Raw genomic sequence first — 15402 nt, 5'->3', positions numbered from 1 at the left:
AGGAGCGCAGCCTACTCGCCGCGAACCACCCCAACCTCGGCCCACTCACCGGTGAAGTAACCCCGGGTGGAGGGTGCGAAGCGGCAAACGATCGCCAAAACAACGCCCAAGGCCAGCAGCAGCACGCCGCTGACGAACGCCCCGCCAATGCCGAAGATCTGCGTGTCCCCGTATGCCGGGTCCCACATCTGGACTGCGGAAATGAAGAACGCCGCAGTGAGGGACAGTGCGCCGAGGAACGGCAGGATGCCGCGGAACCACAGGTTCCTGGCGGAATCCCGGAGCGTGGAGCGGAAGAACCATACGCAGGAGAATCCGGTCAGTGCGTAGTAGAACGCGATGAACAAGCTGATGGCACTGATGGAGTCCGAGAGCAGGTTTTCACTCAGGAAGCTCATGGCAACGTAGTAGACCACGGCCACCGCACCCATCACCTGCGTGGAGAACCCGGGGGTCATAAAGCGCTCATGGACCTTGCCGAACCGGGGAGGCAGGGCACCATGGACGCCCATGGACAGGGTTCCGCGGGCAGTGGGCAGGATGGTGGTTTGTGTGGAGGACAAGACGGACGCCAGCACGGCCACAATGATCAGCCAGCCCCAAGGGCCCAGCACAACGTCTTTCATGGCCAGGAAGACGTCGTCCTGGTTCGCCTCGTTGCCCAGTCCGATGCCGTCGGTACCGATCGTGGCGTACATCATCACCAGGAGGGCCACGGAGACGTAAATCGCCAACAGGACAGAGGCGGAGATAACGGCGCCACGGCCGGGGGTCTTGGCAGGGTTTTCTGTCTCTTCGTTCAGTGCCAGGCAGGTGTCCCAGCCCCAATAGATGAACAGTGCCAGCAGGACACCGTGAACCACGGCGCCGGGATCGGCAAAGGCGCCGGCAGGGTTGAACCACTCGAAGTCGAAGGCCTGCCCCTCAGGCGCTCCACCGGCGATCCGGAAAACAATGGCCACCGCGAAGATGCCCAGCGAGATGTATTGAATGTAGGTCAGGGTGCGCTGGACATGCTCGCCCAGCCGGATGCCGCGGTGGTTCACGTAGGTCATGAACACAATGAAGAGCACACCTGTGGCCGTCACCAGCCACGTGTTGTCAGCCAGGGAACCGTCGCCAATCAACAGCCACAGATACTTGCCGGCGATTTGAGCCAGGTTGGCCAGCACCACCACGCCTGCCAAGGCCACGCCCCAGCCGCCCAGCCAACCAGCCCACGGACCGAAGGCCTTGCGGGCCCAGAAGAACGTAGTGCCGCAATCAGGCATGGCGCTGTTGAGCTCACGGAACGCATACGCGATGAACAACACGGGGATGAAGCCGAGGATCAGGATCAGGGGAGTGTAGTTGCCGTTGACGGCAACAATGAGCCCCAGCGTTGCTGCGAGCGAGTAGACAGGGGCAGTGGAGGCAAGGCCCAGCATGACGGAGTCGCCGAGGTCCAGGATCCCGGCGTGGAGGCCTTTGGGAGGTACGACGGCGGTACGGTTGCCGCCCGCTGAGCCGCCACCCGGCGTCGAGGTTTCAGTGCTCATAGTGCAGCTCCGTAGGAAGTAGCAGGGGGCGCGATGGGCGCCGGGGCGTCAATGGTGTTGGGAACAAAGCGGCAGAAGTAGTCCGTGATGGGTCCGTCGGATTCGCGGATGCCACAGCCCACGGATTCACCGTCCACGACCCACAGACCCAGGACAGGATGGTTCCCGTCAAAGTCCGGCAGGGAGTGGTACTGCTGGAAGCACCAGCCTTCACGCCCGTAACCACCGGGTTGCTGGATTTCGATGCCGGGGGCATGAATGCGGATGTTGTCGCCCTCGCGTCCGTGCAGGGGCTTGGCCACCCATTCCTTGAGTGGGCCTGGATCGCCGAGGTAGGCGGGCAACAGGTTCGGGTGGTCGGGGTAAAGGTGCCAGAGTGCAGCCAGCAGGGCTTTGTTGGACAGCAGCATCTTCCACGCAGGTTCAACCCAGCGCGGGTTGTGGGCGCGCTGGAGGAGACGGTGCCCAAAAGGCTCCTTCATCATCAGTTCCCACGGGTACAGCTTGAACATGGTGCTGATCATGAAGTTGTCCAGGTCCACGAACCGGTTCAGGTTGGGGTCCCAGCCGATATCGGACATATTGATGCCGATGGTGGTCCAGCCACCCTGGCTCGCGACGTCCCGCATGTAGGCCGCGGTCATCCAGTCCTCGCCGGATTCCTCCGCCTCCGAGTGGGCAACATGCAGGGTGCTCATACCCGTGCGGAACTGCAGCTTCTTCCACTGACGAATCAGTGCCTCGTGAATTCCGTTCCACTGGTCCTTTTCCGGGAAGACGTCCTGCAGCCAGAACCACTGGGCAACGGAAGCCTCGATCAGCCCGGTAGGGGTATCGGCGTTGTACTCCAGCATCTTGGCCGGACCACCTTTGCCGTCATAGATGAAGTCGAAGCGACCGTAGATATCCATGTCCGCGGCCTGCAGCGACTCTCCGGCGAGTTCCAAGGCCTGCTGCCCGATGCCGATATCGCCCATGGCACCGGTGGCGAGGTACTTTGCGGCCTCCAAGGACATGATGTGCATGTCCTCGGCGGTCTTCTCGAGGGTTTCCACCTCGTCTTCGGTGAACTCGTAGTAGGCCGATTCGTTCCAGTACTCGATTTTCCGGCCATTGGGCATGGTGGTAGTGGAAAATACCAGGCCCTGTTCTTCGATCTTTTGCTTCCAGTCCGGCCTGGGCTCGGAGGGCAGTCGACGCACGCCTAGCCTCCCGAGCTTCCGCCGCTTTTGGAGCTGCTGCCGAAGCCGCCGCGGCTGACCGTGCCGCCCTTGGTGCTGTACCCCGTGGACGACTTTGCGCCCGTGGGGACAGTCTTGGTGTAACTCGGGTAGGAGCTGCGGTTCTGGCCCACAGCGGGCACACTGGCTCCACGGGAATAGAAGTACCAGGCGTAAGCCCCGGAACTGCGGCCCCCCGAGCTGCTGTTGTCACACTGGTTATCGTCTACGCGCTCGCCGGTTTCCTCGTTGAAACAGACCTGCGCGTAGTCAGCTTCCTCTTTGTTGCTGGCCACAATCGCGGTGATGGTTCCGGCCAAGAGAGCAGTCACGCCCAACCCCACCACCAGGGTGCGGCGGTGCGAGCGTTTTTTCTTCTTGGCCGCCTCGGCTTCACCCCGTTCGCGTTCTTTGGCGAACGGGTCAACCACGGGGAGGGGTTGGCCGGGTTTGGGTGCAGCAGCCCCCGCCTGGGGTGCCCCAGCGGGCGCTTTCCTGCGCTTGCCGGTGCTGCCTTGCGCAGGCTCTTTTTCGACGGGTGTGAACAGCTCAGGGTGGAGCTCGGGCTTGGGTACCTGCCAAGGCGGAGGCTTGGGCGGGTTGTTGCCCGCCGCAAAGTCGGCGTTGTTGTCCCTGCTGCTGCCGTCGTTGCCGGCTGCGTCAGGGCTGTCTTTCGGGCCCATGTATATCCCCCTGGATAGACCGTTGAAGTGTCCAGCGCCACGCCGGACCAGAATACTCAGAGCAAGCCTAGTCCCTGCGTGCCGCGCAGGCACGGGTAACAGCCGTAAATGGGGATAAGTCCCCATACTGGGAAGCATGTAAGGATGTAGCCATGGCGGGACCTGAAGCAAACAGCAACGGCGACGACGGCGTGCTGCTGAGACTCCCGCCGGTCCGCGGCATCGGCGCCGGGCGCGTCATCACTGGCCTGGTGTTGGCTGTTCTCTTACCGCCGGGCATCGAAATCATGGTCACGGTTCTCGGATTCCGCAACTTTGCCATGATCATGCTGTTGCAACTGGCCGTAGCTGTTGCCGTGGCTGCCATCGGAGGTTTGTGGCCGGCGGTAGTGGCCGCTGTGCTGGGCAGCTTCCTCCTCAATTACTTCTCCGCGGACCCCGTGGGGTCCCTCTCCATCGCCGATCCCACCACCTTGTTCACGTTGGTGGTTTTCCTGGCGGTGGCGTGCGGGGTTGCGCTCGCCGTGGGCCTTGCCAGTCGCAGGGCGCAGGAAGCAGCCCGCTCAGGCGCCGAAGCCACGGCCCTCAGTGAGCTCGCCCTGCGCATCCTCAGCTCGGATGGAAGCCTGGAATCGTTCCTTGAGAAAGTGCGCGGCAATCTGGGTATGGAAGCGGTGACGCTGCTGGGTTCACCTCTTCAGGGTGCGGCCGGCACGCCACCGGAATGGCGTGTCCTGGCCGGTGCCGGCCCGAATCCGCCGGTGACCCATGCCGCCGCAGACCATGCCGCCGTCGTCGATCCCCACTACACTTTGTTGCTGCGCGGCGGTCCGTTGTCGGCGCACCAGCAACGGATGCTTGCTGCGTTCGGGGCTTTCGTGGTGGCTGTCCGGGACAGGCAGCAGTTGGTGGAAAGCCGGCGTGACAACGTGCGCTTGGCTGAGGGCAATAAGATGCGGACCTCCATCCTGCGCGCTGTCTCACATGACCTCCGGACGCCGTTGGCCGGAATCAAGCTCGCTGTCAGCAGCCTGCGCCAAGAGGACGTGAACTTCCCGCCGGACGTGGAACGCGAGTTACTGGAGACCATCGAGGAGTACGCGGACCGCCTGGACCATTTGGTGGACAACTTGCTGGACATGTCCCGGATCACGGCCGACGCTGTCAATCCGCTGCTGACAGGCATTGTGTGGGCTCAGGTGTTGCCGCAGGCGTTGCGGGGAGTTTCCAAGGAGCGGCTGCGTAACGAACTGCCGCCCAACCTCCCGCCGGTGCATGCGGACGCCGGGATGCTGGAGCGGGTGGTGGCCAACATTGTGGAGAACGCCGTGAAGTATGCGCCGGACTCCGATGTTGTCCTCACTGCCCGCGCGGGTGAGGGGATCACTCTGGGGGACCGGCCCGCCAGCGAACTGCGAATCATTGATCACGGCAGGGGAGTAGGGCACAGGGAAGTGGTGGATATTTTCCAGCCGTTCCAACGCTTCGGTGATTCCCCGTCCCCTTCGCCGTCGCCGGGCGGCGGTATCAGTGCCGGTGGCGGGATCGGATTGGGCCTGGCTGTCGCGAAGGGATTCAGTGAGGCCATGGGTGGCAGGCTCGCCGCGGAGCCGACGCCGGGCGGTGGCTTGACCATGGTGGTCACGTTGCCGCTGTGGACAGGAGATGCGCAATGACGTTGGTGCTAATAGTCGAGGATGAAGCCCGCATCGCCCGCGCCATGCAAGTGACCCTTCAAGCCCATGGCTACCAGGCGCTGACTGTGGGAAACGGTGCCGACGCCCTGCAAGCTGCCGCCAAGCAACCCGTGGAGATTGTGGTGCTGGACCTCGGCTTGCCGGACATGGACGGAGTGGAGATCATCCGCCGCATACGTGGCTGGAGCAGTATGCCCATCATTGTGCTGTCCGCGCGGCACGCCTCCGAGGACAAAGTGGAAGCGCTCGACGCCGGTGCGGACGACTATGTGACCAAGCCCTTCGGTTTGGATGAGCTGCTTGCGCGGCTTCGGGTCGCCTCGCGCCGGGTCGTTACCGAACATGAGGAGCCAACGCTGGCCACCATGGACTTCATGGTGGACCTGGCGGGCAAGAAGATCATCAAAGATGGTTCGGAAGTGCGCCTGACACCCACGGAATGGAACATCCTGGAGCTGCTGGTCCGCAATAAGGGGAAGTTGGTGAGTCAGCAGCAGATCCTCACCCAGGTTTGGGGGCAGGCGTACGCGAAAGAAACGCAGTACTTGCGCGTATATATAGCCCAGCTGCGGCGGAAGCTGGAGCGGGACCCCGCCGAGCCGCGGCACCTGCATACGGAAGCCGGCATGGGCTACCGCTTCGATCCCTGATCCCGGCCAACACCTGCCCTGATCCTGGCCCATCCCGGCCCCGGACGTCCGTACACTGGTGTCCATGAACACCGCATCCCTCCTTGCCGTCTGCCGTGTGCACCAGTTGCTGCCCGACCCCGCGGGGAGTGTGGGCGTCACCGGCATGGACAAGCGGCCTGTGGAGGAACCGGTGAAGGTCCACAAGCTGGGGCTCCACGGGGATGTCCAGGCAAACCGGGTGGATCATGGCGGCGAAGACCAGGCCTTGTATGCGTATTCGCAGGCAGATGCGGACTATTGGGCCGGTGAACTACAGCGGGACATGCCCGCCGGGATTTTTGGCGAGAACCTGAGGGTCACCGGAATCGAAACCACCGGGGCGGTCATTGGAGAGCGCTGGAAGATCGGCCTGGACGTAGAGCTTGAAGTGACGTCCCCCCGTGTCCCGTGCGCTACCTTCCAACGGGTGATCGGCGAGCCACAATGGGTGAAGCGCTTCACCCAGGCCGGCAAGGTTGGAACCTACCTCCGGGTGATCAAGACAGGCACCATTTCCGCGGGAGACCACATCCACCGCACCTTCGTCCCCAAGCACGGCATTACCGTGGGCCAATGGTTCAGCGAACCCACGCCGGAACTGGTGCAGATTCTGCTGGATGCCGATGCTGACGGAGAGATCCGATTGCAGGAGGACTACCACCCGGTCTTCGAGAAAGTTTTGCGCAGAAGCGGCCTCTAAGGTTTGCGCGAAAGCGACCTCTAAGTCTGCCCAGAAGCGGCCTCCAAGCGGTGCCGGGGCGCTACCAGATACGGGTGTGAACAAGCTCACCCGAGTTTTGCCGTCCCCCAAGTCGCGGTGATGGGCCTCTGTGCCCTACACTTGAAATATCCCCCACTCCGGAAATCCCTTTATCCTGCCCAATTCTTGAGGCAGGACTGGTAAGTGTTGGGGCCCGCAAATGTGTGTGGGCATTTTCATAGGGAGAGCCGGCTAAAGAAAACGCTGTACAGACTGCTGGGATAGCAGCCAAGAGATGCAGCGGGAAGTCCTGCCATGGGATTGCGATAGCGCCGGACTTCTTGCGAAAGCAGGGCACCTTTCCTGTTTCTCGCGACGAGTAATGCGGCCAAGCCCAACCGGGCCGCGCCGACTGCCCTATGGATGAGGAATTTCCCCCTATGACCGAAAATCTCAACGAAAACTTCGACGCCGAGTCCGCTGATGTAGCGACCCCCGTTTCTGCTGATGTTGCAGAAACCTCCGCTCCCGCCGAAGCTGAAGCACCGGCCGTTGCCGCTGCCCCCGTCGAGAACGCTGTAGCTGAGACTGCAGCCCCCACCTTCACCGAAGCTCCTGCTCCCAAGGCAGACGCTGAGGAAGAAGAAGAAGGCGTCAAGTTCGTCGATCTTGGCATCGACGGCCGTGTTCTGGCCGCCCTGCAGGATGTCGGCTACGAGAAGCCGTCCCCCATTCAGGCAGCCACCATCCCGTTGCTGCTCGAAGGCCGCGATGTTGTAGGCCTCGCCCAGACCGGTACCGGCAAGACCGCGGCTTTCGCCGTTCCTGCGCTGTCCCGCCTGGCTGAACTTCACGACCTCAACGGCCCGTCCCGCAAGACCCAGGCCCTGGTCCTGGCTCCGACGCGTGAACTTGCCCTCCAGGTTGCAGAGGCCTTCACCTCCTACGCCAAGCACATTGACGATTTCACCGTCCTCCCCGTGTACGGTGGCTCCGCTTACGGCCCGCAGCTGGCAGGCTTGCGCCGCGGTGCACAGGTTGTTGTGGGTACCCCCGGCCGCGTGATCGACCACATCGCCAAGGGTTCCCTGGACCTGTCCGAGCTCCAGTACCTGGTACTGGACGAAGCTGACGAGATGCTGCGCATGGGCTTTGCCGATGACGTTGAGCAGATCTTCCAGCAGACCCCGGAAACCCGCCAGGTTGCCCTGTTCTCTGCCACCATGCCAGGCCAGATCCGCCGCATGTCCAAGCAGTACCTGAACAACCCTGCTGAGATCTCGGTGAAGTCCAAGACCACCACCGGCGCCAACACCAAGCAGCGCTACCTCCAGGTCATGGGCCCGCACAAGCTGGACGCCCTGACCCGCATCCTCGAGGTTGAAGAGTTCGACGGCGTTATCGCCTTCGTGCGGACCAAGATGGCTACCGAGGACCTCGCCGACAAGCTGAAGTCCCGCGGTTTCCAGGCTGCCGCCATCAACGGCGACATCCCGCAGCAGCAGCGCGAGCGCACTGTTGACGCGCTGAAGGAAGGCCGCATCGATATCCTCGTGGCCACCGACGTCGCTGCCCGTGGCCTTGACGTTGAGCGCATCAGCCACGTCATCAACTACGACATCCCCCACGACACCGAGTCCTACGTGCACCGCATTGGCCGCACGGGCCGTGCAGGCCGTTCCGGTGACGCCATCCTCTTCATGACGCCGCGCGAGAAGTACTTGCTGCGTTCCATCGAGAAGGCAACCCGTCAGCCGGTGGAGCAGATGCACCTGCCCACCGCTGAGACCGTGAACACCCTGCGCTTGGGCAAGTTCGCCGAGCGCATCACCGAGACCCTCGCTTCCGAGGATGTCGCAGCGTTCCGTGACCTCATCTCCTCCTACGAGGAAGAGCACAACGTTCCGGCTTCGGAGATCGCTGCAGCCTTGGCCGTCATGGCCCAGGGTGGACAGCCGCTTCTGGTCAAGGAACTGCCTGCCGCTCCTGAGTACCAGAAGCGTGAGCGCTCCAAGGATGGCTTCGGCTCCCGTGGCCCCACCCGTGCACTCACTGAGGGCAACGCCACCTACCGGATCTCCGTGGGACGCCGCCAGCGCGTCATGCCGGGTTCGATCGTTGGCGCCATTGCCAACGAAGGCGGCATCTCCTCCGCACAGATCGGCGGCATCGACATCCGCTCGGACCACTCCCTGGTGGAGCTCCCGGCAGACCTGAGCGCCGATCAGTTGCGTGCACTGTCCCGCACCCGCATCGGTGGTGAGTTGATCAACCTTGAGCTGGACAACGGCCGCAGGCCCAGTGGCGATCGTGGCAGCTACCAGGGTGGTGGACGTGGTGGCTATGGCGACCGCGAAAACCGCGGTGGCGGAAACTTCAAGGGTGCCGGTGGCTTCAAGAAGGACTTCCGCAAGTCCGAAGGCGGCGAGCGTACCTCCGCTGACCGTGGTGGCCGCTCCTACAGCGACCGCTCCGAGCGCACCGCAGGCAGCTTCGGCGACCGCGATCGCGGCCAGGCCAGCGGATCACGCTTCGGCGGTCACGGTGATGGCGCACGCAAGCCCCGCAGTGGTGGCGAAGGCGGACACCGCGATTTCAACCGCAAGGGCAAGTGGTAAACACTTCCTTGGTGGTAAACACTAAGTAGTTCCCGTCAGGGGGTCGGCTTTCGAGCCGGCCCCCTGATGTGTTTAACGGGGTTACATGCATCCCCGCCCCGCCGTACGATCGAGGCACGGCTGAACGCAAGCAGAACGCAGGAGGGTGCTCCATGGGATTGCTGGACAACGTGAAGAAGAGCCTGGGCTTCGGTGGCAAGGGCGCTGAGGAAACAAGCGAAGCAGCTCCGATGGATCGCTCGGCGGCGGCCCAGGCCGCCGAGGATGTTGCCGCCGTCGAGGTAGCAGCGACGGATCAGGCCCCGGCGGAGGCCGCCGCCGCACAGGCGGCCCGGCAGCAGGCGGCTGCGGACGCTGCAGCAGCACAGGAGGCCGCGAATGAGGGCTTGGAGCCCGGGGCCCCTGAAGTCCGTCCACAAGCGGAGGAAGCCGCCGCTGAGGCCGCGGCAGGGGCCGGGCAGCCAGGACCGGTGGCGCCGAGGGCCACGGAGGTTGTGGTGGAGCAGGGCGACACCATGAGCGGGATCGCTGCGCAGTACGGCGTGGACTTGGGTGCCCTCATCGCCACCAACGCGGACACTGTGCCCAATCCGGACCGGATCTACCCCGGACAAGTGCTCCGGCTACCCTGACAGCGAGCCTCGAAGGGGGCGGACAGCGATGGCCGATGAAGCGGCAGATGAATCAGAAAAATGAAGCCTTCGCAAATTGTGTCGGTGCGGTTTTTCCGCGTTTTTTCGCCGATTTGTAGCTTCTGAAATCGTCCGGTAGAGTATTTACTCGTTGCCCCCCTAGCTCAGTGGTAGAGCGCGTTCTTGGTAAGAACGAGGTCACCGGATCGATTCCGGTGGGGGGCTCTGGATGAGGGCCTGTGTCAAGGCGGTTTTTGACCGGCTTGACGCAGGTTTTTCTCATTCGTGGCGGTGTAGCTCAGTTGGTTAGAGCGCACGACTCATAATCGTGAGGTCGGGAGATCGAGCCTCCCCACCGCTACAGAGCAAGACCCCGCAGCTTTCGCCTGCGGGGTCTTTTTTTGTTTGTGGGACAGAATAGGTCCATGAGCCGAATCGCAATCATTGGCGGCCACGGGAAAGTGGCCCTGCATCTGTCCCGCATTCTGAGTGGCGAAGGTCACGACGTCACCTCTTTTATTCGAAATCCCGATCATGTGGCAGATGTCACGGAGACCGGCGCCTCTGCTGAAGTGCTGGATGTGGAAAATTCGACGACGACGGAACTCGCCCAGGCGTTCCAAGACCATGACGCCGTGGTCTGGTCAGCCGGTGCCGGCGGAGGGAATCCTGCCAGGACCTATGCCGTGGATCGTGACGCTGCAATCCGCTCGATGGACGCAGCGGCCCAGGCAGGCGTCAAGCGGTACGTGATGGTTTCCTACCTTGGTGCCTCGAAGGACCACGGAGTCCCCGCGGACAACCCGTTCTTTGCCTACGCCGAGGCTAAAGCGGCTGCGGATGACTACTTGCGCTCTACGGACCTCGACTGGACAGTCCTGGGCCCGGGAACTCTGACCGACGAGCCCGCCACGGGTTTGATCCAGACTGACCCGCAGAACCCTGGTGAAGGTACGGAGACCTCGAGGGCGAACGTTGCCTTGGTGGCGGCCGCCGTTTTGGAACTGCCGGGCACCATCCATCGGACCATCGCTTTCAAAGATGGAACCCGGGATGTGGTGGATGCCCTGACTGAGGACTGACCCGGCAACGGAGGACTGACCCTGTACGGAGGCGTCGGCAACGGAGGCGTCGGCCCACGCGTCATCCCGCGTGGACTGTGGGCGCTCCGGGATATGTTGGTAGGGAACTTTTTCGGCTTGGCCTGGGTTATCGGCTTGGTCCGGGGAAGTGCCGTGCAACGTCAGGGGAAGCAGGAACATGGATCAGTTGGCGCTCATTGTCGGGTTGCTGCTTGCGACGGTGGTGGCAGTGGGCTTGGGGGACAGGCTCCGGCTTCCCTATCCGGTCCTGATGCTTCTCCTGGCTGTTGGGCTCACCTTCATCCCGGGCTTCCCCGAGTTTGAGATCTCGCCTGAACTGATCCTGCCGATCTTCCTTCCGCCGTTGCTGTTCGCTACAGCGCAGAAGAGTTCCTGGGCGGTTTTCCGTGTGCGTTGGCGGACACTCCTTCTCATGGCTGTGGCCTTGGTGGTGGTCTCCACTGCAGTGGTGGCCGGTGCTGCCTGGCTCATGATCCCGGGCATCGGCATTCCGGCCGCGATTGCCCTCGGTGCCATGGTGGCCCCTCCGGACCCCGTAGCTGTGGAGTCCGTGGCGGGCCGCGTGCACATGCCGCGCCGGCTCATCACAGTCCTTCAAAGCGAAGGACTCTTCAACGACGCCGCGGCAATCGTGATCTTCCAGGCAGCCGTGGCGGCAACCATGTCCGGCAAGGAAGTGGGCCCTGAGGTCATTCCGCAGTTTGTCATAGGCGCTGCGCTGGCCGTGGTGATTGGCATCGCCATGGGTTGGCTCACCAGGTTCATCACCACGCTGGTGACGTCCATGGTTGCCCGCAGTGCCGTGACCTTGGTGGTCCCTTTCGCGGCCTACATCCTCGCGGAAGAGCTGCACGCCTCAGGCGTGGTGGCCGTCGTCGTCACAGCCTTGGAACTGCAGCGCCATACGCGGCCGCAGGACGCTGCTGAACGCGTCACACGGACCGCCTTCTGGGACGTAGTGGAGCTCCTGGCCACCGGACTTGCCTTTGGCCTGGTGGGCCTGGAAATCCGTCACGTGATCCGCGATGAAGGCACTGCCATTTTCGGGATGATCGGCATGGCCGTGGTGATCTGCATCCTGGTGTTCGTGGTGCGTTTCCTATGGCTTGGCCTGCTGGCCCTCACGGCGCAAAAACGCAGGAACCTCCTGCAACCAACGTCGCCCAAGGAAGTGCTGATCCTGACGTGGTGTGGCATGCGGGGCTTGGCCACTCTGGCGCTGGCCTTGGCCCTCCCCATGACGCTGCCGGATGGCAGCGACTTCCCGGCCCGCCACGAGATTCTGGTGATCGCCTGTGCGGTGCTCCTGGCCACACTGGTCCTGCCCGGGCTTACTCTGCCGTGGCTCATGCGCGTACTGGACGCGACGGAGGACGGAACACATGAACAGGACGCCGCGAAGGTCCTGGCCAAGCGGGCCCAATCGGCTGCAGTGGCCGCGCTGAAAGACCACGACCTCATGAAGGAACTTCCTGCCGAGAAGGTGACCCTGGTCAAGGAAAAGATGCGCCGCCTCCATGCCGAGCTGTTGGACGGCACGCTAAAGAACGAATCCGTTGCTGAGAAACGCAAGCGTGGACGGGAACTCTCCATTGCCGTGCAGACCATCGCGTTGGATGCCGCACGCCAGGAAGTGGTGGCTGCCCGCAATGAGCCGGGTACCGATCCGGAAGTAGCTGACAGGGTACTCCGGCAACTGGACCTGCGGACCATGTCGATGCCGGACTAGGGAGACGCGGGATTAAGGCGTTGCCGGACCGAATCGGGGCGGATCAGTCCGCTGTTACGTGCTGGGGCAATGACGCCGGGTAGAGATCCAGGGCGTGCTCTTCCACATGGTCCAGGGCATGGCGGATCGCGCCGAGGGACACGATGCCGTCGCCGAGTTCGGATGTTGCCAGGCGTGGGGGAGTGAAGGTGAAATCCTGCACTTGTTTTTCCATCGCTGGGATCAGGGCATGGGCGGAGGCTGCAACAGCTCCGGCAATGACCACCAACTCAGGATTCACCAAAGTGCTGATGGAGCCCACAACCCGGGCCATGCGGTGTGCCATGCGGTCCAGGACGTCGCGTGATGCTTGGTCTCCCTCCGCTGCTGCCCTGAAAACCATCTCTGCGGTCAGGGCTTCAGGATTGCCGTCGCACAGTGCGCCCAGCGTCGTTTCCGTCCCCGAGTCAAGGAGTTCCCGGCCCCATAGCCTTGCATAGTGGGCGATGCCGTAGGTGTCACCCACCCCGTCCACGGTGTCCAGGTATCCCAGCTCGCCAAAGCCGCCCAGCTGCCCATGGAGCAAACGGCCGGATTCCAGGATGCCTGACCCCAGGCGGTCGCCGGCCAGCATGACCACGAGGTTGTCCACGCCCTGCGCGCTGCCCTGCCAGCGTTCTGCGAGGGCTGCGAGGTTGGCGTCGTTTTCCAGGAGCACGTGCCACCCGTGGCGCTCGGACACGATCCGGCGCACATCAAAGGACTTCCAGAATTCCTGGGCCGTGAGGACCTCGCCCTGACGGCTGACCGGTGCTGCCACACCAACAGATACGGCGAGTACAGAATCTGCGGAAATGCCGGCCTTCTCCAACGCATCGGCCACGATCCGGTCCAGCACGTCTGCGCGTTCATCGGCCGGGACGTTGTAGGCGCGGAAAGGCAAGGTGACTTGGGACAAGGGGTTTCCGGCCATGTCAGCCACGATCGCCGTGATCTTGTTGGCTCCTATGTCGATGCCAATCACGCTGGCAGCGCTGTCGTCGAAAGCGAAGCGCCGTGCGGGCCTGCCCTTGACGTAGTCGCCGGCTCCTCGCTGGTTCTCCAGTTCCTGGAGCCACCCGAGACGGACCAGTTCGTCGCAGATCGAAATGACGGTGGCGCGTGAAAGTCCGGTGGCAGCCATGAGTTCGGTGCCGGTTAGGATGCCGGCGCCGCGCATGGCCTTGAGCATGGCGCTGGCATTGACCCTGCGTACCAGTTGCGTTGACGGTGCGGTCCCGGGCTGCATTCGTAGGCTCCAACTTCTCAGCCGCCCACCGTGATGATAGAGCGGTCCCTCTAAATTTAGTGCATAAATTTAGATGACGACGCATTTCGCCCAACTCTTGACGGTGTGGCGGGCATCACTCACCATGGTTAGCGATAGGTAATAAATTTATCGCCTATCTAAACTTTATGTGGCGCTGCATTCAGTCCGCTGCATGATGCAATGCGGCCACCGAGGTCCGCAAGACGAAAGGGCTACGGTGTCTGTGAAAATGACACACAGGAAACGCTTCGCAGCGATGGGCTTGGGCTTGGCGCTGCTTTCCGGACTTCTCTCCGGCTGCTCTGGAGAATCAGGTGCGGGAGAATCGGGGAAAGAGACCATCCGCTTCACGTTCAGCAAACGGGAAGCCATTGGGTTCATGACCAAACTGGTTGCCGACTACAACGCTTCGCAGGATGACACCGAGGTGGTCCTGGACACTTCCGGCGTCGACGTCGTGTCCGCGAGTTTCGTCCGCGGCAATCCACCGGACATTGCCCTTGCCAACTACAACATGGAAACGTCCCGGTTCGTTCAGCGCGGAGCGTTGAGCGATCTGTCCGGAACGGAAGCGGCTTCCCGCATCCGCGAGGACCTCAAGCCGCTCATGGATCAGTACGGTTCATATCCTGGCCGGACCAGCGCCTTGCCGTATTCGGTCATGGCGTCCTCGGTGATCTACAACAAGGAAATCTTCGCTGCACACAACATTGCGGTGCCCACCACCTGGAGTGAATTGATCGCAGCGTGTGAAGCGCTGAAGGCCGCCGGAGTAACACCGTTTTATGCCACGTGGAAAGACGACTGGACCATCGCCCAAGGGTGGTTCGACTACGCCGTAGGTGGCCAGTTGGACACGCTGGACTTCTTCAAGAAGCTTGAAGCTGAGGGCGTGGACGTCGGGCCGGAGTCTTCGGCGTCATTCCAGAAGGACTTTGATCAACCCGTCCAAAAGATGTTGACGCTGGCAAAGGGCTACGTCAACAAGGATGCTGCCAGCCGGGCGTACGGTGATGGCAACCTGGCGTTCTCGCAGGGCAAGGCTGCCATGTACCTGCAAGGTCCATGGGCCTTCAGCGAGATCGCCAAGACCGCCCCCGATCTGAAACTCGGAACCTTTCCGCTGCCCATGACCGAGGATCCTGAGGACTTGCGCGTCCGCGTCAATGTTGACCTCGCAGCGTGGATTCCAGAGGCCTCCAAGCATAAGGATGCTGCGCGTGACTTCCTGGAGTACCTGTACCAGCCCGAGGTGATTGATGCCTACAACACATCACAGCTGGGCTTCACACCCACCAAGGACACCGCAACCGTCCCCGACCCCCGGATCGAGGGGATGGTGGAGTACTACGACGACGCCAAGGTGTATCAAGGCCCGTCGGTTCTGGTTCCCCGCACCATCCCGATCATGAACTACACGCAGGCAATCGTGTTCGGCGCGTCCCCTGCATCCACCCTCCGCACCCTCGACGCAGATTGGGCGCGCCTGGCGTTCCGCCAGTAGTGCATGCCCATAGGGAGTC

At 62.7% G+C, this 15402-nt stretch carries 12 protein-coding genes and 2 tRNA genes; 10 read left to right on the top strand and 4 right to left on the bottom strand.

Annotated features, from left to right (window positions below; genetic code table 11):
• Nucleotides 1–11: 11 nt before the first annotated feature.
• Genes ACIQH5_RS04440 through ACIQH5_RS04430 form a run of 3 tightly spaced genes read right to left on the bottom strand, consistent with a single transcriptional unit; the run spans nucleotide 12 to nucleotide 3441 of the window.
• Nucleotides 12–1538, bottom strand: coding sequence for an APC family permease (locus ACIQH5_RS04440; protein ID WP_400400649.1), 1527 nt, complete (start codon nucleotides 1536–1538; stop codon nucleotides 12–14).
• Nucleotides 1535–2740 carry a glutathionylspermidine synthase family protein gene (locus ACIQH5_RS04435; protein ID WP_400400646.1) on the bottom strand — a complete coding sequence of 402 codons (1206 nt, stop codon included), beginning with the start codon at nucleotides 2738–2740 and terminating at the stop codon, nucleotides 1535–1537. Before ACIQH5_RS04435 ends, ACIQH5_RS04440 begins: the two co-directional genes overlap by 4 nt.
• Nucleotides 2741–2742: 2 nt before the next feature.
• Nucleotides 2743–3441 carry a Tat pathway signal protein gene (locus ACIQH5_RS04430; RefSeq protein ID WP_400400643.1) on the bottom strand — a complete coding sequence of 233 codons (699 nt, stop codon included), beginning with the start codon at nucleotides 3439–3441 and terminating at the stop codon, nucleotides 2743–2745.
• A 152-nt stretch (nucleotides 3442–3593) separates the two neighbouring features.
• Between ACIQH5_RS04430 and ACIQH5_RS04425 the strand changes: the two genes are divergently transcribed.
• The 9 genes from ACIQH5_RS04425 to ACIQH5_RS04385 all read left to right on the top strand — a co-directional run bounded on the left by ACIQH5_RS04425 (nucleotide 3594) and on the right by ACIQH5_RS04385 (nucleotide 12591).
• Nucleotides 3594–5117, top strand: coding sequence for an ATP-binding protein (locus tag ACIQH5_RS04425; RefSeq protein WP_400400640.1), 1524 nt, complete (start codon nucleotides 3594–3596; stop codon nucleotides 5115–5117).
• Complete coding sequence (locus ACIQH5_RS04420; RefSeq protein ID WP_400400637.1) at nucleotides 5114–5788, top strand: response regulator; 675 nt, start codon at nucleotides 5114–5116, stop codon at nucleotides 5786–5788. Before ACIQH5_RS04425 ends, ACIQH5_RS04420 begins: the two co-directional genes overlap by 4 nt.
• Before the next feature lie 64 nt (nucleotides 5789–5852).
• Entirely contained in the window at nucleotides 5853–6509 is a 657-nt protein-coding gene (locus tag ACIQH5_RS04415) for an MOSC domain-containing protein (RefSeq protein ID WP_400400634.1), read from the top strand.
• Between the two features lie 440 nt (nucleotides 6510–6949).
• Nucleotides 6950–9127, top strand: coding sequence for a DEAD/DEAH box helicase (locus ACIQH5_RS04410; protein WP_400400631.1), 2178 nt, complete (start codon nucleotides 6950–6952; stop codon nucleotides 9125–9127).
• 152 nt (nucleotides 9128–9279) lie between these two features.
• The gene (locus ACIQH5_RS04405; RefSeq protein ID WP_400400628.1) at nucleotides 9280–9759 is read left to right on the top strand and encodes a LysM peptidoglycan-binding domain-containing protein; all 480 of its coding nucleotides are present in this window, start codon (nucleotides 9280–9282) and stop codon (nucleotides 9757–9759) included.
• Between the two features lie 153 nt (nucleotides 9760–9912).
• Nucleotides 9913–9984: transfer RNA gene (locus ACIQH5_RS04400), tRNA-Thr, on the top strand.
• 62 nt (nucleotides 9985–10046) lie between these two features.
• Nucleotides 10047–10120: transfer RNA gene (locus ACIQH5_RS04395), tRNA-Met, on the top strand.
• Nucleotides 10121–10184: 64 nt separating this feature from the next.
• Entirely contained in the window at nucleotides 10185–10841 is a 657-nt protein-coding gene (locus ACIQH5_RS04390; protein ID WP_400400625.1) for an NAD(P)-binding oxidoreductase, read from the top strand.
• A gap of 178 nt (nucleotides 10842–11019) precedes the next feature.
• A complete protein-coding gene (locus ACIQH5_RS04385; RefSeq protein ID WP_400400622.1) occupies nucleotides 11020–12591 on the top strand; it encodes a Na+/H+ antiporter in 1572 nt (523 codons plus the stop codon).
• 43 nt (nucleotides 12592–12634) lie between these two features.
• Here the strand turns inward: ACIQH5_RS04385 and ACIQH5_RS04380 are convergent, their stop codons facing one another.
• Nucleotides 12635–13858 (bottom strand): ROK family protein, encoded by a 1224-nt coding sequence (locus ACIQH5_RS04380; protein WP_400400619.1) that lies wholly within the window; start codon nucleotides 13856–13858, stop codon nucleotides 12635–12637.
• A 250-nt stretch (nucleotides 13859–14108) separates the two neighbouring features.
• Here ACIQH5_RS04380 and ACIQH5_RS04375 point away from each other — a divergent pair, with 250 nt between their 5' ends.
• Complete coding sequence (locus tag ACIQH5_RS04375) at nucleotides 14109–15383, top strand: ABC transporter substrate-binding protein (RefSeq protein ID WP_400400616.1); 1275 nt, start codon at nucleotides 14109–14111, stop codon at nucleotides 15381–15383.
• Nucleotides 15384–15402 lie beyond the last annotated feature (19 nt).

Source organism: Paenarthrobacter sp. NPDC091711, from assembly GCF_044756605.1.
In the GTDB taxonomy this organism is placed as follows: Bacteria; Actinomycetota; Actinomycetes; order Actinomycetales; family Micrococcaceae; genus Arthrobacter.
This window is presented reverse-complemented; position numbering and strand designations above follow the sequence as displayed.